Below are 21587 nucleotides of genomic sequence, written 5' to 3' on the forward strand. Positions count from 1 at the left end.
TATAACCGCCTACTATCCTTATTTTGCCTAAATAAACCAAATACATCTATGAGTCTCAAATATCATCTCAAAAGACCTCTATATCTCTTAAGATGATAATGACATATTTATTCTCATCAATTATAAAATATAATCTAACATAATAATTATTTTTATTATCAATTCTCACACCAAAGCAATCGTAATCAAATGAATAATAAATTTCCTTTAAGTTATAATAATTTAAAATGAAATTGTGGAACAATTAAAAAATATTAAAATTATTTGTAAAACTTCTAAGATATGTGGCTCTAGGTTTCAAAGGTTTAAATCATACTAAATATATCGGAATTATTAAATAATAGGTTGAATATTCAGAAAGTTCCATCTATAATGATTTTTAAATCTTTATAGGAGGCATACACATGACAACTGAAATTTTAAAAGGTGAAAAAGGAAACTTTAATCTTCAAGATTATGAATATACATATAATAACTTTGATTGGGAAGAAGCGGAAAAAGCATTTTCTTGGTATGAAACAGGAAAAGTAAATATGGCATATGAATGTATAGACCGTCACGTAGACAACGGTAAAGGGCAAAAAATAGCCTTGAATTATAAAGACAGCGCACAAGAAGCATCTTTTACTTTCGAAGATTTAAAGCTAGCTTCAAATAAAGTAGCGAATCTATTGAAGACAGAAGCTAACGTAGAAAAAGGCGATAGAGTGTTTGTGTATATGCCTAGAATGCCAGAACTTTATTTTTCATTTTTAGGTATTTTAAAAACTGGAGCAATATGTGGCCCATTATTCGAAGCATTTATGGATCAAGCAGTAGAAGAACGTTTAAGCAATGCAGACGCTAAAGTCTTAGTTACAACGGAAGATTTATTACCTCGTGTACCTTACTCAAAATTACCAGACTTAGAAACAATTATAGTTGTGGGTAACAATGTATCGCCAGAACATATTGATTTTCATACAGCGTTCAAGCATGCGAGTGATAGCTTCGACATTGAATGGCTAAATCGTGAAGATCCACTTGTATTGCATTACACATCTGGTTCAACTGGCCAACCTAAAGGCGTCTTACATGCACAGGATGCGATGATTGTGCATTACATTACAGGGAAATATGTATTAGATTTACAAGAAGATGATATTTATTGGTGTACTGGAGATCCAGCATGGGTGACAGGATCGTCCTACGGCATATTCAGCCCTTGGCTTCACGGCGTAACGAATTGTGTCATAGGTGGAAGATTCTCACCAGAATTATGGTATGAAATGATAGAAAAATATAAAGTCACATTATGGTATACCGCACCTACAGCCTTACGTATGTTGATGAGTAAAGGCGAAACATTCACTAAGCAATATGATTTATCAACGTTAAGAAGTATTTTGTCAGTCGGTGAACCATTAAATCCAGAAGTGATTCGTTGGGGCAATGAAGTATATGGCAGACGTATACTAGATACTTGGTGGATGACAGAAACCGGTGGATTAATGATTGTGAATTATCCAAGTCAGACAATTAAATTGGGTTCTATGGGTAAACCATTACCAGGTATTACTGCAAGTATTGTCGATGACGAAGGCAATGAACTACCTCCCAATACTTTAGGTAATTTAGCGTTAAAAGCAGGATGGCCTTCCATGATGAGAAAAATATGGAAAAATGAAGAAAAATTCAATTCATATTTTGTGAATGGTTGGTATATTTCTGGAGATTCAGCATATCGTGATGAAGACAATTACTTTTTCTTCAAAAGTAGAGTAGATGATGTGATTATGACATCAGGCGAAAGAGTAGGCCCGTTTGAAGTTGAGTCTAAACTTGTAGAACATCCAGCGATTGCTGAGGCAGGTGTTATTGGTATCCCTGATGACGTAAGGGGTGAAATAATCAAAGCGTATGTCACATTGCGTGAAGGCGTAGAGAAAACAGATGAACTCAAAGTTGAAATAAAACAATTTGTTAAGACCAGTTTAGCTGCACATGCTGCACCAAGAGAAATTGATTTTATGGATAAATTACCGAAAACAAGTTTTGGTAAAATTATGCGTCGTGTCTTAAAAGCTTGGGAATTAGATTTACCAGCTGGAGATTTGAGTACGATTGAAAAATAATTTTTAAATAATATCCGATTAATTATATCTAATTAATATAAAAATATTTTACAAGATAAATGAAAATGGAAACATGAAATATAAGTACAGGTATCACTTAAACTCATAGGAGGTAATAACAATGGGAAAAAAACAAATACATTTCAATGGCTTTATTCAGAACTCACCAGCACCACACGCAATTGGACTTTGGAAACATGACAAACATGAAGGTGCGCAACATGGCACAATAGATTATTGGGTGAAGCTTGCAAAGCTTTTTGAAAAAGGCAAGTTCGATTCATTATTTATCGCTGATGTATTAGGAACATATAGTGAATATGGCAATGATTATAAAACAGCTGTACAACATGCCGTTCAAGTCCCAGATCATGATCCTTTATTAGTGATTTCTGCTATGGCGCAAGCAACAGCACATGTAGGGTTTGCACCAACTGTATCTACAACTTATTTTCAGCCGTATGATATTGCGAGAAAATTTTCTACATTAGATCATTTAACACATGGTCGTATTGGTTGGAACGTTGTGACATCTTACCTAGGAAGTGAAGCGGAAAATTTAGGGTTAACAGAACGTATGCCTAAAGAAACAAGATACGATCGTGCAGATGAATTTTTAGATGTAACGTATAAATTGTGGGAAAGCAGTTGGGAAGATGATGCAGTTGTAAAAGATAAAGCTACCAACACGTATGCAGATCCTGATAAAGTACATTTAATTAATCACAAAGGTCGTTTCTTTAATGTACCTGGACCACATATTGTAGAGCCATCTCCACAACGTACACCAGTATTATTCCAAGCAGGTGCTTCAGATAAAGGTCGTAACTTTGCAGGTAAACATGCAGAAGCAATCTTTGTCGTGAATCATTCACTTCAAGGTTTGGCTAATGATGTAAATGACATTCGTTCTAGAGCAACACAACAAGGCAGAAATAAAGAAGACTTAAAGGTATTTACTATGATTGTTCCCGTTATTGGTGATACGGTAGAAGAAGCAGAACAATTACATCAAGAGTTAATCCAACATATCACTTATGAAGGAACTGCTGCTTTATTAAGTGGACACACAGGCATAGACTTTTCTCAATTTGATCCTGATCAATATTTAGAAGATATTGAAACAGACGCAATTCAAAGCTTGTTAGATATTTATGCGAAAGATCCGACACATAAATGGACACTGAAAGAGGCTATTAAACATCATGGCTTAGGTATTGGCTCAGTTCGCTTTGTCGGTACACCTACGCAAATTGCTGATGAAATAGAGCATTGGGTTGAAGTTGCTGATGTAGATGGATTTAATATTGCCTATGGAACGATACCAAATTCATATGAAGATTTCATAGAAAAAGTCGTTCCAATATTACAAGCACGTGGCGTTTATCGTAAAGATTATGATGAAGAAAATACAACACTTAGAGAAAATTTATTCGGTAAAGGTGAAAAGTATTTAAGATCAACGCATCCAGGATCACAATATAAACCGCAATTAAATGAGCAATATAGTTATAGTACAGCAGAAATTTAAATTTGATAGAGACAAAGCGCACAACAATAACATGTTTGGTTTTAACAATTGAGGACCTGTCATGTGTCTGAAAATGTATAAGCAGTTTGAATAAATAAAGGGGGACATTAAAGATGGCAAGTGTAGCAATCATTGCAGGTGGAAATAAATTACAATCTCGTTTAACAGGTATTGTTGAGTATGCTGAAAAATATCTAGAAGGTGAAGGTATTGATACAGATGTTGTACACGTTCATCAATTAGACGCAGAAGCGTTGATTACAGCGGATTTTTCTAATGCGTCTATTAATGAAACACATCAGAAAATAGAAAGCGCAGATGGTATTATTATCATATCTCCTGTATTTAAAGCAGCTTATTCAGGTATTGTTAAAACGTATTTAGATTTATTACCAAGAGGTGCTTTCACAGGTAAGACAGTATTGCCGTTAGCATTAGGCGGAACCTTTGCACATGTATTAGCAATTCAATATAGCTTAGATCCAGTGATTAAAGAATTAGGTGCAGATACAATTCACAAAGGTAGATTTATATTAGATAAACACATCACTTCTAATGAAGACGGCACTTATGATTATGATCAAGAAGCAAAAGATGGATTAGATAAAACGTTAAAAAAGTTTGTCAGTGACAAATCACAGGTAAGGGAATAATATTTTGAATATAAAAAGGATGGGAGTGTGACATCAATACATGTCTTGCTCCCATCCTTTTTTATGTATAAATTTATAAAGATACTAAAGACCATTGATGTTTGTCGTCGTAAGTTAATTTGAAGTCTTGTGTTTCAATAGCTATCGGAAATGCAGTAGATGCTTTATCAGAAAAAATCCATTTTTTATTTTCTGGTGTCAATAAAATATAACACTCATCGTCTGAATCACACATGAAATTTAAACCTTCTGGAGAAAATGAGCGTGCTTCATGTGTTGTAAGATGATGATTGATTAAAGCTTGATACACATCGTCTAGCTCATTACATACAAATCCGACTTCACTAATTCTTGAAAATTCAGGATCATCCGTCATATTAGATACCCTTGCAATGAGTTCGACAATATTACCTGAAGGATCATTAAAATAAAGTGAATGTGCAACAAAGGATTCAAAATAAGTTGTGTGTTGACCATCTTCCATTAATAAAAATAAAATATTTTGATAGTGTTGTTTCATATCATAAAAATGATTGTAAGGAATATCTATTGCAAAGTGGTAAAACGGTTGATTGATTTCTTCAGATTTTTGAAAATGTAATTGAGTTTCCCCAATTTGAACAATAAAAGAATCTTGATCAATAACTTGAACAGGACATTCTAATGTTTCTTCGTAAAACTGCAAAGTTTCTTCCAAGTCAGATGTTAATAATGTAACATTTTTAAATTTCATTTGTAGATCCCCATCCAATCCCATTGTTTAGTTTGGCAAATAAATTTAATTAATAAGTTAATTGTACTTTATCAAAATATTAAGGAGTATGATAATATAACGAAGTTATAAAGTAAAAATACACTTTAATCTATTGGATATCCTAGGTGTTTTGCAGCATTAAAAAAGAACATATAAAAAAAGACTAAATGCTAATCAAAGCACTTAGTCTTTTTTATTTATTAATTTCTAATTAAATTAGAAGAAAAATAGTGTGAAGATATACGCACTAATACCTGCAAGTGCACAATATAATAGTGCTGGTCCGAGCGTTTTTCTAATAACACTACCTTCTTTACCTGGCATATCGACAACAGCACAAACTGCAACAACGTTATGAACACAAATCATATTACCTGCAGCGGCACCAATAATTTGTGCGGCTAATACAGTGAATGGTTCAGCACCAATTGCGTTTGCGATGTTCATTTGAATTGGTGAGAATGTAAGTGTTGAAACAGTAGCGCTTCCTGTAATAAAGGAACCTAAGGCACCTAAGAATGGAGCGACAAATAACCAAATTGGACCTAAGTATTGGGACATAGCATTAGCTATGTACTCAGGCATACTAATTAAGTCATTGGCATTAATACCAGAGTTAATGAAGACGTGAACCATTGCTAGTGTCGCAATAAGCGTAATACCTGTAATTTTAATTGTACTCAATGATTCCTTACTAGCTTTAGTTAGGTCTTTAAACGGTTTTTTCTGAATGAGTATCGCAAATATTGCGGATAGTATTAAGATGGTTCCGGGTGAATATAACACTTCCCAATCTGATGAGATCTCTTCAAAATTCATTATATTAGTCCAAGTTAAATCTAAAACACTTGTTGTGAAATCTTTAATAAATGGTACCGTTCTTGTAAGTAGTAATAAGACAACTACCATTAAATACGGTGCCCAAGCTGTTAGCAAACTCATTGAGTGTTCAGACTCATTAGTTTCATATGAATCATCTAAGCCATCTTTCCACTCAGTCTTAGGCAATAACCAACCTTTACTTGCAGTTATAACTGCTACTATTAGACCAGTTAATGAACCTAAAATTGCAACGAACTCTGCGCCAAATAAGAATGCATAAGCAAATGCTGAACCTGCATAAAAAATACCAATTAAAGCGAGCCACGGTAACATTTCAAGTATAGATTTTAATTTGTTTTTCTTACCAAAGAAAACAACTAAAGTAATGATTACAATAATTGGAATGAAAACACCACTTAATAAATCTAATGTAGTAATACGTTCAGCGGTAGATTGGAAGAATGCACTGTCAGCATCTTTCAATGTACTCAACCCTACAAGGACAGGCGTACCAACCGCACCAAATGATACGGCCACACTATCTGCGATTAATGCAGATACTACAGCAATCATTGGTCTGAAACCTAAAGCTACCATTAATGGTGCTGTAACCATTGCAGGTGTACCAAAACCAGACGCACCTTCAATAAGTGATCCGAATAAGAAAGCGACGATAATCACTTGGACACGCATATCTCCAGATATTTTCTGGAAGCCTGAATTAATACGATTTACAGCCCCAGTTTGTCGTAAAGTATTAAGTAATACAAGCGCACCGAATAAGATATATAGAATCGTAAACGTTTTGTGCGTACCTTGTAATAATGAGGCAATTACGACATTACCTTTCATCCCCCAAACAAATATTCCCAATAACGTAACAACAATTGCACTGATTATCATACCTTTTAAAGCTGACATGCGAAGCAGCACTAAAAAGATAAACGGTACAATTACAGCACTTAAAGCAATTAATAACAGCATATATTTTAACCCCTAACTTACAAATTAATATCATCTAGTCATATGATGATTAAATCATGATTATTGTAAACGTTTTCAGTATAAAAATCAATCATCTGTAATTAATATATAACTTAAATAATTTATTAAACATATCAAAAAAATAGCTGTATTTATTTAATAGAGTACTATAGAAGGTGTAATAATACAAAAAGTATCTATTATTAATTATAAAACGAAAGAAAACGAAAGAAAACGAAAATAAATTTGCATTATTAGAAAAAATACAATAATATAAAGGCAATATATGAAAGCGTTTTCTAATCAATGGATCATGGAAGAATATAATTGAAATTTATTTTTTATTACTCAAGTTTTTAGTATGTTTTGTAATTGTATAAGTAGTCATAAGTTATCAATTTAATTACATAGGGGTGTGTTAAATATGAATAAAAAATTAACGAAAATGGGAATGCCACCAACATTATTATGGGGGTACATTGGCGTATTAATATTTATGATGGGGGATGGATTAGAACTTGCATGGATTAGTCCTTATCTTCATGATCATGGCTTATCCGTTCAACAAACTGCAATTTTAACGACTTGTTATGGTGTGACGATTGCAATTGGATCTTGGTTCTCTGGTGTTTTGGTCGAAATTATCGGACCGCGTAAAGTTATGTTATTAGGCACAGGTTTATATATTGTTGGTCATATTATATTTGTAGGATTTGCGATACCTACGATAAATTATGAATTAATGATTCCATCGTATGCTATTCGAGGATTTGGTTATCCATTGTTTGCTTATTCATTTTTAGTGTGGGTGGCTTACCGTTCACCTCAAAAACGATTAGGTGCCGCAGTAGGTTGGTTCTGGTTTGTATTTACAGGTGGTTTAAGTGTGCTTGGTTCATTCTATTCTTCATTTGCAATTCAATGGTTTGGTCATGTGTTCACTTTATGGACAGCCATTATATGGGTACTTATCGGAACATTTTTAGCTGTATTTGTAAACAGAGATCAATTTGAAATAGAAGATAAAGGGCATGGTGTTAAAGAACATGTAAAAGAAATGGGCGCTGGAATTACGATATTAAAAAGAGAGCCACGTGTTGCAGTGGCATGTATCGTAAGAATAATTAATCAAGCGGCACAATATGCATTTCCATTGTTCTTACCAATATATTTATCATCCAAAGGTATTGCAACGACGACTTGGCTCAATATTTGGGGAACAATTTTTATCGCAAATATTATATTTAATTTAATATTCGGTGCGTTGAGTGACAAAATTGGTTGGAAGAATACAATCTCATACATCGGTGGTGTTGGTTGTGCTGTATTTACATTAGGATTATATTTTGTACCAGAATTATTTACAGGTAATGTATTTGTCGTTGGTACTGTAGGATTTTTATGGGGTATGTGTTTAGCAGGATTTGTTCCAATTTCTGCGCTTGTACCTTCTCTTGTAGGTGATGGCGATAAAGGACCAGCGATGGCTATATTAAACTTAGGCGCAGGGCTATGTGTATTTGCTGGACCTGGGTTAGTAGCATTATTCTACGATAGTATTGGTGTAAAAGGAATGATGTACTTAATCTTTGGATTATATGTGGCAAGTGCAATTATGGCACGTTTCTTAAAAACACCTGAAGAACGTGCAAAACTTAGTAAGAAAGAAGCAACATAAGCGAAAAAAAGCATGTATTTAAAAAATAAATATTTATCGTTATTGGAGTCCCATTCTAGTTTGGAAATTAGAATGGGACTCTCTTATTTTAAAAAGCTAATTATGCAATCGTTTTGAAATGGTGTGGAAATGAAAGAATAATTTTCTTGGAACTCTCCAGAAATAATTTGAGCAACAATCTGTTTGATTACAGCCACAATTTCATTTAACAGAATCGATCACCTCCGTCAGTTAAGTAGTTCAGGGACATTGTAGTATAAAAAGTAGTGTAATATGCATTCGTGCATAACTCAAAAAATAAATTTCACAAGTGTGATTCATTAAAAAACACATTGCATAAATGCTTTGAAAAACTGCATAAATGTTAAAAACATTAGTTTAAATTAGTGCTGTTTATCAAATGATGTAAGATAATATTTTGAGCTTTAATTCAATAATATACATAATAAAGTATATTTATACTTGTTTTATCTGTTAATTACGTATATTATGTATATAAATCTTATAAAAATATTGGAGTGATGAAAATGGGGTTGAACACAACAGCTTTAAATAAGTTACAAGTTTTTAAAGGGGAACACTTTTTGAAAACATGCGATTTTTCAGCAGAAGAATTGAATACATTGATAGATTTTACTGGAGAGTTAAAGGAAAAGAAAAAACGTGGGATCCCTCATCCTTATTTAAAAGGAAAGAATTTAGCGTTACTCTTTGAAAAACCCTCTACAAGAACACGTTCGGCATTTAGTGTTGCCGCGTATGATTTGGGCGCATACCCAGAGTATTTCGGCCAAGGAGATATTCATTTAGGTGTGAAAGAATCTACAGCTGATACTGCAAAAGTATTAGGACGTATGTATGATGGTATTGAATTTAGAGGTTATCATCAAAAAGATATAGAATCTTTAGCTAAAAATGCCAATGTACCAGTTTGGAATGGCTTGACGAATGAGTGGCATCCAACGCAAATGATTGCGGATTTCTTTACATTAAAAGAAAATTGGGGAACTTTAGAAGGCAAAACATTAACTTATGTAGGTGATGCTAGAAATAATGTAGCACATGATTTACTTATTACTGGAGCAATATTAGGTGTTAACGTACATATTGCTGCACCTAAATCTTTACAACCTGATGAAGCAATTCAAAAGTTAGCTAAGGATTATGCTGCACAATCTCAGAGTGAAATTTTAATTACGGATGACGTGAATCAAGCGATTTATCAAACAGATGCTATTTATACAGATGTATGGTTATCAATGGGTGAAGATCAATCTGTTTTGGAAACACGTATTAATGAGTTATTACCTTATCAAGTCAATGAATCGATGCTACTGAATACAATGAATCCTGAGGCAATCGTCTTACATTGTTTGCCAGCATTTCATGATTTAAATACTGAAGTAGGACAACAGATTTATGAAAAATATGGCTTGTCTGAAATGGAAATTACGGATGACGTATTTCAAGGTGAGCACGCTGTGATATTTGATCAAGCTGAAAATAGATTACATTCTATAAAAGCGATTATGTCAGTGACACTAGGCGATATATTTTAAGCGAAGTAATAGCTGTAAGGGGTGGGAATACGAAATCAAATTTTAAATTTTGATTTCTATCCCTCCCCATTTTTTTGCACACCATACGAAGTCACAGGTTATAGTCTTCAGCCACTATTATTTACCGAAAATATTTGCTCAAAACACTGCCGAGAAACTTTTAATATGACAATGTAGATTGTAAAGTGCCTTTGATAGGTCAAAAAGATTACTTAATATATAAAGAAAACTGTTGTTTAAGTGAACTAAACGGGATTTATAATGAAGGGCTTACATAAAAAGCGTTATATCTTTTTGAAAATGTTTTTCATAATGATGAATTGTAGTGATTATCATTTTCTTTGCTTGTATATTTATGGTAATTAGGAGGTTAATCAATTATGAGTAAGCTATTTGAGAAAGCACAACAATTCGGGAAGTCCTTTATGTTACCTATAGCGATTTTACCAGCAGCTGGTTTATTGTTAGGTATTGGTGGGGCATTAAGTAATCCAAATACAATCAAAGCATATCCTTTATTGGATATTGAACTATTACAAAATATATTTATATTAATGTCATCTGCAGGTAATATTGTCTTCCAAAATTTACCTGTTATTTTTGCAGTGGGTGTTGCGATTGGCTTAGCCAAAAGTGATAAAGGGACAGCAGGTTTAGCTGCGATGTTAGGGTTCCTCATTATGAATGCTTCAATGAATGGTTTATTAATTATTACTGATACATTAGCAGACGGTAATTTAGCTAAAGAAGGACAAAGTACAGTCCTTGGAATACAAACAGTGGAAACAGGCGTATTTGGTGGTATTATAACTGGTGTCATGACAGCGCTTTTACATAATAAGTTCCATAAAATATCCTTGCCAGCCTATTTAGGCTTCTTTGGAGGTTCGCGTTTTGTTCCTATTATCACAGCATTAGGTTCTATTCTATTAGGTGTCGTGATGTTCTTTATTTGGCCAACTGTTCAAGGATGGATATTTGGTGTTGGAGGCCTCGTAGATAAAACAGGAGTTATTGGTACATTTTTCTTTGGTTTTATTTTAAGGCTTTTAGGACCATTTGGTTTACATCATATTTTTTACTTACCATTTTGGCAGACAGCACTGGGTGGTACTTTAGAAGTGAAAGGACAAATTGTACAAGGTACACAAAACATCTTTTTTGCTCAATTGGGTGATCCTGATGTTACTAAATATTATTCAGGTGTATCAAGATATATGTCTGGTAGATTTATTACCATGATGTTTGGTTTATGTGGTGCAGCATTGGCAATCTATCATACTGCAAAGCCAGAACGTAAAAAAGTCGTTGGCGGATTAATGTTATCTGCAGCGTTAACATCATTTTTAACAGGAATTACAGAACCATTAGAATTAAGTTTCTTATTTGTAGCACCGGTCCTTTATGTCATACATGCTTTTTTAGATGGTTTAGCGTTTATGTTCGCAGACATATTTAATATTACAATTGGTCAAACATTTAGTGGTGGTTTCATTGATTATCTATTATTTGGTATATTGCAGGGCAACGCTAAGACGAATTTCTTATGGGTAATTCCAATAGGTATCGTTTGGTTTATACTTTATTATATAATATTCAGATTTTGCATCACGAAATTTAATTTCAAAACACCTGGGCGTGAAGAAGGTTAAGCGGCTGAAACTGTAGAAGCAACTGATCGTGCTAAAACGATTATTCAAGGTCTTGGTGGTAAAGAGAATATTGATGTCGTTGATTGTTGCGCAACAAGATTAAGAGTGACCTTAAAGACTAATCAAGATGTTGATAGAAAAGTATTAGAGTCGACCGAGGCAAGAGGCGTGATTCAGAAGGGTAACGGCGTTCAAATTGTTTATGGCCCCCATGTAACTACGATTAAAAATGAAGTAGAAGAACTATTAGATAGTCGACAGTCATAAACAGGCGTATAATGGTATTGTATGCATGATTCATTTTATATTAATTTGATTAAAAACAGATAATTATGTAATATAGGATATTAAATGTTAATTATGAAAATATATAGTGATATTAGAAAGAATGGGGTAGAAATATGAACGTTATAAATTTGAAAGATCGCACAACGGCGAGTCAATATGTTGCTATAGAACTTTTAAAACAAATAAAGTCGCAACCTAATGCTGTGTTAGGTCTTGCTACGGGAAGTACAATGATTGATATTTATAAATACTTATCGGAATTAATTAATGTTAATCACACAAAATTAAATGATGTGGTGACATTTAATTTAGATGAGTATATTGGGTTAGCGGCAGATCACGAACAAAGTTACCATGCTTATATGAAAGAGAATTTATTCAATCATAATAGCACTTGGAATGAAGACAACATCTATTTACCTAAAGGTGATGCAGAAGATGTAGAAAAAGAATGTATAGCTTATGAGCAATGTATACAAGATGCAGGGCCAGCAGACATTCAAATTTTAGGTATCGGTGAAAACGGACATATTGGTTTTAATGAGCCATTTTCATCATTTGAAAGTGAAACACGCGTAGTAGATTTAACGGATTCAACAATCAAAGCCAACAGTCAACACTTCGATAATATTGAAGATGTACCTAAACAAGCTATTTCAATGGGCTTAGCATCTATCATGAATGCGAAGCGTATCATTCTGATAGCGTTTGGAAGTAATAAACAAGAAGCAATCCAACAATTACTGGATGGTAAAGTGTCAGAATCACTTCCTGCTTCAATCTTGCACCAACATCCGAATGTAGAAGTTATCGTCGATGACTCAGCTTTAAATTAAATAAATATACAGAAGACGATACAAGTTTGTATTGGTTTAGAATGTCGACAAAGTTACCGACTTTGTTGGCATTTTTTTGTGCGTTTTTCGCTGGCGCAACCTCATCCTGTAGTCGTCGGGTTATTCAGAAATTGGCCTAAAGCGCTGCCATTTTCAAGAAATATTAAATAATGAGATAAATGAACAAAAATAGATTCAAAACCAAACACCATTACAGCGTTTGGTTTTGAATCTAGCTGAATCTAATTCATTTAACGTGTCTATTTTTATTTAATAAATATAGTTTATATAAATATTTTCTGATTGGAATTATAAAATCGCCAATATATTCTTCTACGTGTGCATTAAAGCCTTTTTTAAATTGTTGTACGCCATAATCTTCAGAAGTTTCACTGAGGTCTCCAGTAATGCCATAAAAATTATATCTTGGAATAGCATTATTTATGGCAAATGTAATCATATCCCATTGCAAACGATAAGATCCCATAAATTGGTTGTATTTAGGATTAGAACCACTAGATAGGTAATAAACTTCATCTTTCGTGTATATATAAAATGCAGCAGCTAAATTTAAGATATTTCCTTCTGTTGAGATTAATTCAATCGTCTCATTAATTTTTCTTTCATAACTATTTTGTTGTTGTGTTAACTGGTACAATTTCGTTTTTGTTTTTTTAGAATTAGTGTTTTCTTGTAATTTATTCTCTAAATCTTTAATTTCTAAAAGAAGATTAGCATTTTTCTTTTGCAATTGTTGTTTATAATTTTCTAAATTGATATACGCGAGTTTTAACATGGAGTGATTGGCATAAATTTTTTGCATTTCCTCAAAATAAGCTTTATCCCTAAATTTAAAATTATGCTTTTCTTCTGCCATTTGAAATAGTTCAAAGAATACATTAGTTTCTGAAATATCCAGTGTTTTTACTTCTACACCTATTTCAAAAGTTTTCTTAATGTTACGACGTGTCTGATAATCCATTTCTTTTAATATGGTACTCTCATTTTTATTTTTTAAGTTTAAAACAGATAACCACCTAATTTGGCTAGTGGTAGAGTAACCGATACTATAACCTTGATGAGCATAACCTAATTTTGATAATGCATTTTTAAGCTTTTCATTATCATAGTGCTCAATTATTTTTCCATCAGCATCTCTAATATTTTCTAAAATATATGGATCTATTAAAGCGAATAATGCTTTTTGAGCTTTTAAATATACTTTTAAATTTTCAAAAAAGAATTTAGTTAATATTGGATTACTATAATCTAAAACCGGACCTCTATGAGAGTAAAAGTATTTAAAAAATCTTAATGCCCTAGCTTCTGTTAATAGACAAGCTGCTATCACTTTCTTATCTTCTTTAACACCTACTAAATGTACATCCTTCTTCTTATTATTTCTATAATGAAAATGAGAAGTAGACTGGGTATAATGCACAAAGTTTTGATTAATAAAATCAGTGAATTCTTTTTCTGTTAATTCTACGAAGTTCATCTTTTCACCTATTTCTTAAATGATAAGAAACCTGGATAAGTAGTCCAGGTCTCCAGGATCTAGTGGATTTATAAACATTATGAGTTTATTACAATAAAATTCTAACATGTAATATTACAATTATATACACTTGCATATAAAAGTTACGAAAATCGTTACAATTAAAAATAAATGAAAGTGGAGTAGAGTGATAAAAAAAGGAGGATTGAAGATGTTCGAATAACGTGGATAACAACACATAATTAAAATTATTTTCAAAAGAAGTAAGAAAGATATATTTAAATAAAAACAGCCCACGTATACAACGTAGGCTGTTATAAAACAATATTAATATCCAGAATTGACTTCTTCACCGTCTTCATCATATTCTGTGACATAACCATCATCATCTATAGTATATGATCCAGCTAAATTACCGTCTTTATCGGTAAATGAAAATCCCCAACCATCATCTGTTTCTTCAGGTTCTTTATAAGTATAAGTATCAGTGTCTAAACTTTCGCCTTCATATGATTCGACTTTGTCTATAACATTATCACGTGTGACTTCCTCATCATCTGAACTGGATGGGTCTTCGTCTTCTTCAGATTGAGTTTCTTTTTCAAATACTTTGTCTTCATGATCGCTAATAGCTTCATCATCAAAGGTTAAAGTCACATCAACTTCTTCCTCACCGTTTTCAGGGCTTGAAACATTCTCTACATTTGATGTGAATTGTTTACCTTCAACTTCAGTTGTAGCATATACTTCTACTTTTTCATCAGGAGAGTATGGACCAAATGTTTCGCTAGCGTATTCATTAAAGTCTTGTTGTTTCTCACCATTGATATAAAGCTTTAGTGAATCTGAATCGATATATGCTGAGTCAGTACTTACAGTGAAGCGCTTTTGTTTGAATTGAGGTTCAGCATCGTTACTTTCAGACATATCGATATGAACGACGCCATCAAACTTTTTACCATCTACTTTTTGAGTAGCTTTTAAATCGTATATTCCAATAGGGAAGTCATCAAGTGTTTTTGTCTTACCTTGTTTTAGTTTCACTTGTTTCGTATCGTCGTTATGTTTGTAAGATAACGTACTATCTTCTTCAGGAAGAATGGTGACAGACTCTTCATTTACATTAAAATTATAGTTTTTAAATATCCCCCATTTTTTACCATCTTGAGAGATGTTTATGAGTTCATTATCGCCAACTGTAACAGAAGAACCGCCCATTGTATTATCTTCCATATCTTCCGCAGCGCTTTGGATTTCATTACCAACACGTTCAGGGCTATCTGTTTCATTAATATATTTATAGACAGCTTTGGCTTCGTCTTTAGATAGAGACTCGCCGTTTGCTTTTAAATTATGAGCTAAGTCACTCGGCTTATTTTTCTTTAAATCATTTGAAATGGCTTCAGCTTGTTTTGTCGGTGAAAGTTGACTTTCAATTATTTTATAAGCTGTAAATAATGCAATAATGATAACTACAATGACAACAATTGTAATATAAAATGGTAATTTTGATTTTTTATTTTGATTATCGTTCTTATTTGTACTTCGTTGTTGATAAACAGGGGTGCCACACTGTGTACATACTTTTTGGTTTGGTTTGATTTCGGCTCCACAATTACTACAGTATTTCATTAATTAACTCTCTCCTTAATAATCTGTATTAAAATATGAATCTAAAAAACTTAAAGAATTTGAAACTGTACCTTCAATAAAGATGCGAAGGATGACACCTAAAATAAGAATATAAATTAAAATAGCATAAACCACGGGCATGCGAAGTGGATGCTTATGACTATGCTTTGTTGTGAGATAAATTGGTGATACTAATGTAAATAGCATAGAAATTAAAACAAGCATTGATCCAAAACTTGGTACATTAATGGCTAAAAATAATAAACCTGATAAGAATGCAATTACAGAAAATGTATTAACTAATACAAAATCTGAAAGTGCTTTATGTACACTGATTTTAATGTTTAGCAGTTTAATCAATAATAATGTAATACCAAAAATTATTGAAATAGCTATGAGTATGTAAAAGGTAATGTTAAAAACGATATTAGCCTTACTTGTTGCAAAAAATGCTACCTCTGCTGGTATAACTAAAGATAATAAAATAAGTGTAATTATAAATCCTGCAATAATGAGACTGAAAAGTGTTTTAAATGTAAATTGATGTTTACTTATAACTTCATCATCTGTCCTAGAAAATGAGTTGGAGAAAAATAATTTGGCCTCATTAAAAATATCAACAGAATGTTTAGTATTATTTTTGTTTGATTGCCTTGGTTGTTTTGGCTGATAAGATGTCTGAGATGATTCCTGATTCTGTGATACATCAGACTGAGATGTATGTTGATTAGTAGTTGGGTTGTCAGTAGATGATTGATCTTGAAGTGTTAATTTGGCGCCACACTCACCACAAAATAAATCTGTGTTTGTAACTGTCTCCCCGCAATTTGGGCAATGCATAAAAATCCCCCTTGTAATATGTTTATTAAAATAGAATATCACAGTTATATCTAATGCGCACCGCTTTTTAATAAAATATAAAAATTCATATTTTAAAAAGTTATTTTTGTTTAATTTTTGTGAGTTATAATTTTTTTAATAGTTAATACTTGTTGTAAGAAGTATTAGAAATCAAAAAAGAGGGAGGGAGATAAATAATCTCCTACTCCCTCTTTTATTGAACTATTATATTTGGCTTCATTTATACTTCTGACCAAATTAAATGTTGGTGGATGGCAAGGGCACAGGCACCTTTTGCACCATTAATAGGCTGATACGACTTCATTTGAAAATCAATTTCACCTAACCCCCCGTATAAGTTTTGGTAACTCAAGTATTCTTTTAAAATGACATTCGTAATATCATTGTTAAATAATGGGCCATGCAAATAAATTTTATTGGTATCAACTAACATGGTTAAATTGTTGAGCGTAATTGCAACTGCACGCATGGCATCTTTAATAATTTGTACAATGCCGCTATCGCCTAAACGATACGCTTCTATAACAGTATCTAAAGTTATATCATTTGAGTCTGCTACTAAACTTGTCAGATAGGTACTTTGAGCACTTCTATAAATGACTTTAGCTTTATTTATAATATTCATGCCACCTAAATAGTTTTGTAAGCATCCTCTACGACCACATTCACAACGTTCGCCCTCTGGATGGATAATAGTATGTCCAACTTCCCCTACAGAAAAGTTAGAAACGCCATATAAATTGCCACGATACATACTAGATGAAAAAATGCCTTTTACAGCATGGAAGAAGATGAAATTTTCGCCATGATTTTCTGATGTAAGTAAATGTTCATATAGGCTCATACAATGTACATTATTTTCTAAAAATACAGGCAAGCTAATACGAGAAAGTAAATCTTCCAAATCAAAACCAGACCAATCACTATTTGAAGCAATTTGTTGAGATGTTTCATCAAAGTGACCTGGTAAAGCAATGCCAACTGCCTGAATATCGTAAGCTGCATGTTGTTTTAAGAAATGATTAAGTTCTTCGAAGATAAAGTTTGGTGTGATTTTTTTTAGAAATTGAGTTGCAGTAATATCGATTATATTTTGATCAACGATATTCCCAAGATTATCAGTTAAGCATAACGTTACAAAATCTCTGGCTAATTCAATACCAACATAGTAATTATATTTATTACAAATTGTAAGTAATATTTTTTTGCGTCCAGATGTTTTTTTAGTGTTAATACCATAGTTATCAACTTCAATATCCGTAGATTTAATGAGATTATTTTGTATTAAATCTGCGGTTACTGCAGTTGTTGTTGCGGGTGTAATATCTGTGTTTTTTGCTATATCAACCCTTGATATAGGACCGCGTACATATATTTCATTTAAAATTTGACCCCGTATCATCCGCTGTTTATTTGTCATGTTTGCTTTCATTTTTATCACCATAATTTCTTAATACTCTTATTATTATATTAAAAATAAAAAGTTGCAACTATATTGACACATAATTTATTATAAATTATAATTAATCAAAACATTGAAAGCGTTTTCAAAATCGAATCTACGATGGGGTGTTGATGTGAGTAAATTTAATGATGCATTAGAAAAACATTTGTTGCCAGTCGCTTCTAAATTGGGATCTAATAAAATTTTGATTTCAATGAGGGATGGGATTATCGTTGCAATGCCTTTGATTATTATTGGTTCATTATTTTTAGTAATCAGTGGTATTGCGATACCAGGCTGGATAGAGTGGCTAGAAGCACAGGGAATTCAACCATATTTAATGAAAGCAGTGAATGGGACATTCGGGTTAATGGGGTTAGTTGCAAGTTTCGGTGTCGCACATAGTATTGCCCGGCAATACAATACAGATGGGGTTTCAGCCGGTATTATTGCGATGTCAGCGTTTTTAGTTGTCACACCAAATGTAATGACTGGAGATAAGGTGCCTGAAGAGGCAATACCTCAAATATATATGGGAAGTCAGGGCTTATTTGTAGCACTGATTATTGGTATTATTTCAGGGTTAATTTTTCAGTGGTTTATCAATAGAAACATTAGAATCAAAATGCCAGATCAAGTTCCACCAGCAGTAGCACAAAGTTTTAGTGCATTAATACCTGGGGCAGCTATTATCATATTATGGCTTGCTGTATATATCGCATTGGATAATTTACCTTTTGGCAACATCCATGAATTGATTGTTAATACATTAGGTGTGCCGTTAAGTCTGATGGGTGGTAGCTTGATCGGTACCATTATCTTAGTTGGTCTTAATAGTGCATTTTGGTTTGTCGGTATCCATGGTGCAAACGTAGTAAATGCAGTTATGCAACCTATTTGGTTGAAAAATATTGATGAAAACCGTCTAGCATATCAAGCCAATCCACACGGAGACTTACCGCACATCATAACGCAGCCATTCATTGATAACTTTGTATTTATGGGTGGCGGTGGCTCAACAATAGGACTAGTGATCGTAATTGCGATATTAGCTTTTAAAAAGCGTTCTAGTAAAATCACAAAAACGATGGCACCACTTACACTGATGCCAGGTATATTTAATATTAATGAACCGACATTGTTTGGTTTACCTGTTGTACTTAATGTGAGATTAATTATTCCATTTGTATTAGCACCAATGATTAATGCGACGATAACTTATTTCGCAATGTCGAGTGGTCTCGTACACCTTACAAATGGTACAGCGATGCCATGGACGATACCACCTATCATCAGTGGATTTTTAGCAACAGGACATTATAGTGGTTCATTGGTTCAAATTGTCTGTATAATTATCGATATTTTACTCTATTACCCATTTTATAGAGCGATGGAGAAATATAATTTATATTTAGAAGACAAGGAAGCGAACGGAATAAAAGAAACGGAAGAATCAAAATAAAGGAGTAGATGATATGGTTAAGAGATTATTAAGTGCGAATGCTTCAGAAATAGTGAAAATGACGGCTGAAGAATTAAAACAAAGTATTAAAGCAAGTGATGGTCGCGTAGTGTTAGCAGAGAATGTTGTTACGCGCACACCAGTCATACCAGACATAACAAATGCAGAACTATCACGTGCATTCGGAGCAGATTTGATTTTATTGAATGGATTAGATGCGTTCAATCCTAAAGTAGAAAATATAGATGAGAACAAACACGTCATCAAAGAATTGAGACGTCTTGTTGCAAGACCTATAGGCGTCAATTTAGAACCAGTAGATGACCAAGCGAGCATGGCAGAAGAAAAATTAAATATTGCTAAAGGACGTCAAGCAAGTCCGAAAACAGTAAAGGCTTTAGAAAAATTAGGCATAAACTTTATTTGCATGACAGGGAACCCAGGTACTGGCGTATCTAATGAAAAGATTGTTGGTGCAATTGCTGAGACAAGAGCAAATTTTTCAGGATTGATTATAGCAGGAAAAATGCACAGCGCAGGTGTAGATGAACCTGTAATTACAAAAGCATATGTTGAAAAATTTATTGATGCAGGTGCTGATATTATTTTAGTACCATCTATCGGAACAGTGCCAGGGTTTGATGAAGCACAACTAAAAGACATAGTGAAAGCAGTCCATCATCATAGTGGTTTAGTTATGTCAGCAATAGGGACAAGTCAAGAGAGTTCTGACGCCAGTACAATTAGGGATTTTGCTATTCGAAATAAAATATGCGGTGTGGATATTCAACATATTGGTGACGCAGGCTATGGTGGTTTAGCTCCTGTAGAAAATATTTTTGAATTAAGTAAAGCGATACGTGGACAACGTCACACATTATCAATGATAGCGAGATCAATTAACAGATAGGGTATGGTATTAATAAATGGAGGGATTTATATGGCAGAAAAAACAATAATGCTCGTATGTGCAGCAGGAATGAGTACAAGTATGTTAGTTCAGAAAATGCAAAAAGAAGCTGAAAAACAAGAGTTAGACCGTGAAATATTTGCAGTTTCAACGACAGAAGCAGATCAGAAAATTGAAGATGCTCAAGTAGATGTTTTGTTGTTAGGACCACAAGTGCGTTTTAAAAAAGATGAATATACTAAAAAAGGTGCGGAAAAAAACATACCCGTAGAAGTGATTGAAATGACGGATTACGGTACGATGAATGGTGCAAACGTATTAAGTGCTGCTGAACGTTTAATGAGCGAATAGGGGTGGGATGATGACTGAAGAAGAGAAAAATTTAGAATTTGCAATGTCGCTCATTACGTATAGCGGTGATGCTAAAAGTAGTGCGATGGAAGCCATATTTGCAGCTAAAAAAAGTGCATTTGATGAAGCGGAAGCAAAACTAAAACAAGCTGAAGATGCATTACTTGAAGCGCATCATGTTCAAACAAACATGTTAACGAAGGAAGCACAAGGTGAACATATCAATTTGACGCTGTTAACAGTGCATAGTCAAGATCATTTAATGACAGCTATCACTTTTAAAGATCTTGCACAGGAAATGATAGATTTGTATAAAGAAGTAAAAAATAATAAATAATTGTATGATTTGTTATGGTATTGAATCAATGTCAGCAAAAGATGTAAAAGTTTAGTTACTTTTACATCTTTTTTGTTTTGAAAAATAAACAAAGATGTATCAAATTAGGTCTATGCATTTTATAATTTAAAAATAGTATTTTTTATTTAGGTGTGCAACTTTTCGTATTGTGAGACGAAATAGATTACACATCCACACGTACAAGAAAGCGATTACAATAT

The 21587-nt window shown here is 33.1% G+C and carries 16 protein-coding genes and 1 pseudogene; 11 read left to right on the forward strand and 6 right to left on the reverse strand.

Annotated elements, in window-relative coordinates:
• Positions 1–404: 404 nt before the first annotated feature.
• The 3 genes from acsA (at position 405) to ssuE (ending at position 4298) form a co-directional block, all read left to right on the forward strand.
• The gene (gene acsA, locus PYW44_RS01480) at positions 405–2114 is read left to right on the forward strand and encodes an acetate--CoA ligase (RefSeq protein ID WP_046466015.1); all 1710 of its coding nucleotides are present in this window, start codon (positions 405–407) and stop codon (positions 2112–2114) included.
• 121 nt (positions 2115–2235) lie between these two features.
• Entirely contained in the window at positions 2236–3645 is a 1410-nt protein-coding gene (locus tag PYW44_RS01485) for an LLM class flavin-dependent oxidoreductase (RefSeq protein WP_069802349.1), read from the forward strand.
• 113 nt (positions 3646–3758) lie between these two features.
• Positions 3759–4298: an NADPH-dependent FMN reductase gene (gene ssuE / locus PYW44_RS01490; RefSeq protein WP_002506549.1), complete on the forward strand. Its 540-nt coding sequence runs from the start codon at positions 3759–3761 to the stop codon at positions 4296–4298.
• Positions 4299–4371: 73 nt separating this feature from the next.
• On the opposite strand, the gene PYW44_RS01495 is transcribed toward ssuE, so the two are convergent.
• Together PYW44_RS01495 and PYW44_RS01500 are read right to left on the reverse strand one after the other, a co-directional pair.
• Positions 4372–5031: a hypothetical protein gene (locus PYW44_RS01495; protein ID WP_021338854.1), complete on the reverse strand. Its 660-nt coding sequence runs from the start codon at positions 5029–5031 to the stop codon at positions 4372–4374.
• Positions 5032–5268: 237 nt separating this feature from the next.
• A complete protein-coding gene (locus PYW44_RS01500; protein WP_021338853.1) occupies positions 5269–6858 on the reverse strand; it encodes an L-lactate permease in 1590 nt (529 codons plus the stop codon).
• Between the two features lie 424 nt (positions 6859–7282).
• On the opposite strand from PYW44_RS01500, the gene PYW44_RS01505 reads away from it, so the two are divergent.
• From PYW44_RS01505 to nagB, 4 genes and pseudogenes are all read left to right on the forward strand, one after another.
• On the forward strand, positions 7283–8536 hold the full coding sequence (locus tag PYW44_RS01505; protein WP_107510450.1) for an MFS transporter: 1254 nt from the start codon (positions 7283–7285) through the stop codon (positions 8534–8536).
• 527 nt (positions 8537–9063) lie between these two features.
• The gene (argF, locus tag PYW44_RS01510) at positions 9064–10095 is read left to right on the forward strand and encodes an ornithine carbamoyltransferase (protein WP_002506553.1); all 1032 of its coding nucleotides are present in this window, start codon (positions 9064–9066) and stop codon (positions 10093–10095) included.
• A 380-nt stretch (positions 10096–10475) separates the two neighbouring features.
• Positions 10476–12014, forward strand: a pseudogene (locus PYW44_RS01515) (PTS transporter subunit EIIC).
• 134 nt (positions 12015–12148) lie between these two features.
• Positions 12149–12871 carry a glucosamine-6-phosphate deaminase gene (gene nagB / locus PYW44_RS01520; RefSeq protein ID WP_002506555.1) on the forward strand — a complete coding sequence of 241 codons (723 nt, stop codon included), beginning with the start codon at positions 12149–12151 and terminating at the stop codon, positions 12869–12871.
• A 247-nt stretch (positions 12872–13118) separates the two neighbouring features.
• On the opposite strand, the gene PYW44_RS01525 is transcribed toward nagB, so the two are convergent.
• The 4 genes from PYW44_RS01525 to PYW44_RS01540 all read right to left on the reverse strand — a co-directional run bounded on the left by PYW44_RS01525 (position 13119) and on the right by PYW44_RS01540 (position 18294).
• Positions 13119–14369, reverse strand: coding sequence for an aminoacyltransferase (locus tag PYW44_RS01525; RefSeq protein ID WP_115075939.1), 1251 nt, complete (start codon positions 14367–14369; stop codon positions 13119–13121).
• 327 nt (positions 14370–14696) lie between these two features.
• Positions 14697–16001 (reverse strand): TcaA second domain-containing protein, encoded by a 1305-nt coding sequence (locus tag PYW44_RS01530; RefSeq protein WP_021338850.1) that lies wholly within the window; start codon positions 15999–16001, stop codon positions 14697–14699.
• A 15-nt stretch (positions 16002–16016) separates the two neighbouring features.
• Positions 16017–16841 (reverse strand): zinc ribbon domain-containing protein, encoded by an 825-nt coding sequence (locus PYW44_RS01535; protein ID WP_069813508.1) that lies wholly within the window; start codon positions 16839–16841, stop codon positions 16017–16019.
• Positions 16842–17082: 241 nt separating this feature from the next.
• A complete protein-coding gene (locus PYW44_RS01540; protein WP_236593588.1) occupies positions 17083–18294 on the reverse strand; it encodes an ROK family protein in 1212 nt (403 codons plus the stop codon).
• Between the two features lie 145 nt (positions 18295–18439).
• Between PYW44_RS01540 and PYW44_RS01545 the strand changes: the two genes are divergently transcribed.
• Genes PYW44_RS01545 through PYW44_RS01560 form a run of 4 tightly spaced genes read left to right on the forward strand, consistent with a single transcriptional unit; the run spans position 18440 to position 21366 of the window.
• Entirely contained in the window at positions 18440–19768 is a 1329-nt protein-coding gene (locus PYW44_RS01545; RefSeq protein ID WP_002511585.1) for a PTS sugar transporter subunit IIC, read from the forward strand.
• 13 nt (positions 19769–19781) lie between these two features.
• On the forward strand, positions 19782–20678 hold the full coding sequence (locus tag PYW44_RS01550; RefSeq protein WP_002506561.1) for a DUF7916 family protein: 897 nt from the start codon (positions 19782–19784) through the stop codon (positions 20676–20678).
• 30 nt (positions 20679–20708) lie between these two features.
• A complete protein-coding gene (locus PYW44_RS01555) occupies positions 20709–21029 on the forward strand; it encodes a PTS sugar transporter subunit IIB (protein WP_002511583.1) in 321 nt (106 codons plus the stop codon).
• 10 nt (positions 21030–21039) lie between these two features.
• Positions 21040–21366, forward strand: coding sequence for a PTS lactose/cellobiose transporter subunit IIA (locus tag PYW44_RS01560; RefSeq protein WP_103170451.1), 327 nt, complete (start codon positions 21040–21042; stop codon positions 21364–21366).
• The last annotated feature ends 221 nt before the right edge of the window (positions 21367–21587 follow it).

Source organism: Staphylococcus equorum (assembly GCF_029024965.1).
In the GTDB taxonomy this organism is placed as follows: Bacteria; Bacillota; Bacilli; order Staphylococcales; family Staphylococcaceae; genus Staphylococcus; species Staphylococcus equorum.

Excerpts from the sequence above, each read along its gene's own strand:
- acsA (WP_046466015.1), top strand. The coding sequence starts at position 405 with ATGACAACTGAAATTTTAAAAGGTGAAAAAGGAAACTTTAATCTTCAA.
- PYW44_RS01485 (WP_069802349.1), top strand. The coding sequence starts at position 2,236 with ATGGGAAAAAAACAAATACATTTCAATGGCTTTATTCAGAACTCACCA.
- ssuE (WP_002506549.1), top strand. The coding sequence starts at position 3,759 with ATGGCAAGTGTAGCAATCATTGCAGGTGGAAATAAATTACAATCTCGT.
- PYW44_RS01495 (WP_021338854.1), bottom strand. The coding sequence starts at position 5,031 with ATGAAATTTAAAAATGTTACATTATTAACATCTGACTTGGAAGAAACT.
- PYW44_RS01500 (WP_021338853.1), bottom strand. The coding sequence starts at position 6,858 with ATGCTGTTATTAATTGCTTTAAGTGCTGTAATTGTACCGTTTATCTTT.
- PYW44_RS01505 (WP_107510450.1), top strand. The coding sequence starts at position 7,283 with ATGAATAAAAAATTAACGAAAATGGGAATGCCACCAACATTATTATGG.
- argF (WP_002506553.1), top strand. The coding sequence starts at position 9,064 with ATGGGGTTGAACACAACAGCTTTAAATAAGTTACAAGTTTTTAAAGGG.
- nagB (WP_002506555.1), top strand. The coding sequence starts at position 12,149 with ATGAACGTTATAAATTTGAAAGATCGCACAACGGCGAGTCAATATGTT.
- PYW44_RS01525 (WP_115075939.1), bottom strand. The coding sequence starts at position 14,369 with ATGAACTTCGTAGAATTAACAGAAAAAGAATTCACTGATTTTATTAAT.
- PYW44_RS01530 (WP_021338850.1), bottom strand. The coding sequence starts at position 16,001 with ATGAAATACTGTAGTAATTGTGGAGCCGAAATCAAACCAAACCAAAAA.
- PYW44_RS01535 (WP_069813508.1), bottom strand. The coding sequence starts at position 16,841 with ATGCATTGCCCAAATTGCGGGGAGACAGTTACAAACACAGATTTATTT.
- PYW44_RS01540 (WP_236593588.1), bottom strand. The coding sequence starts at position 18,294 with ATGAAAGCAAACATGACAAATAAACAGCGGATGATACGGGGTCAAATT.
- PYW44_RS01550 (WP_002506561.1), top strand. The coding sequence starts at position 19,782 with ATGGTTAAGAGATTATTAAGTGCGAATGCTTCAGAAATAGTGAAAATG.
- PYW44_RS01555 (WP_002511583.1), top strand. The coding sequence starts at position 20,709 with ATGGCAGAAAAAACAATAATGCTCGTATGTGCAGCAGGAATGAGTACA.
- PYW44_RS01560 (WP_103170451.1), top strand. The coding sequence starts at position 21,040 with ATGACTGAAGAAGAGAAAAATTTAGAATTTGCAATGTCGCTCATTACG.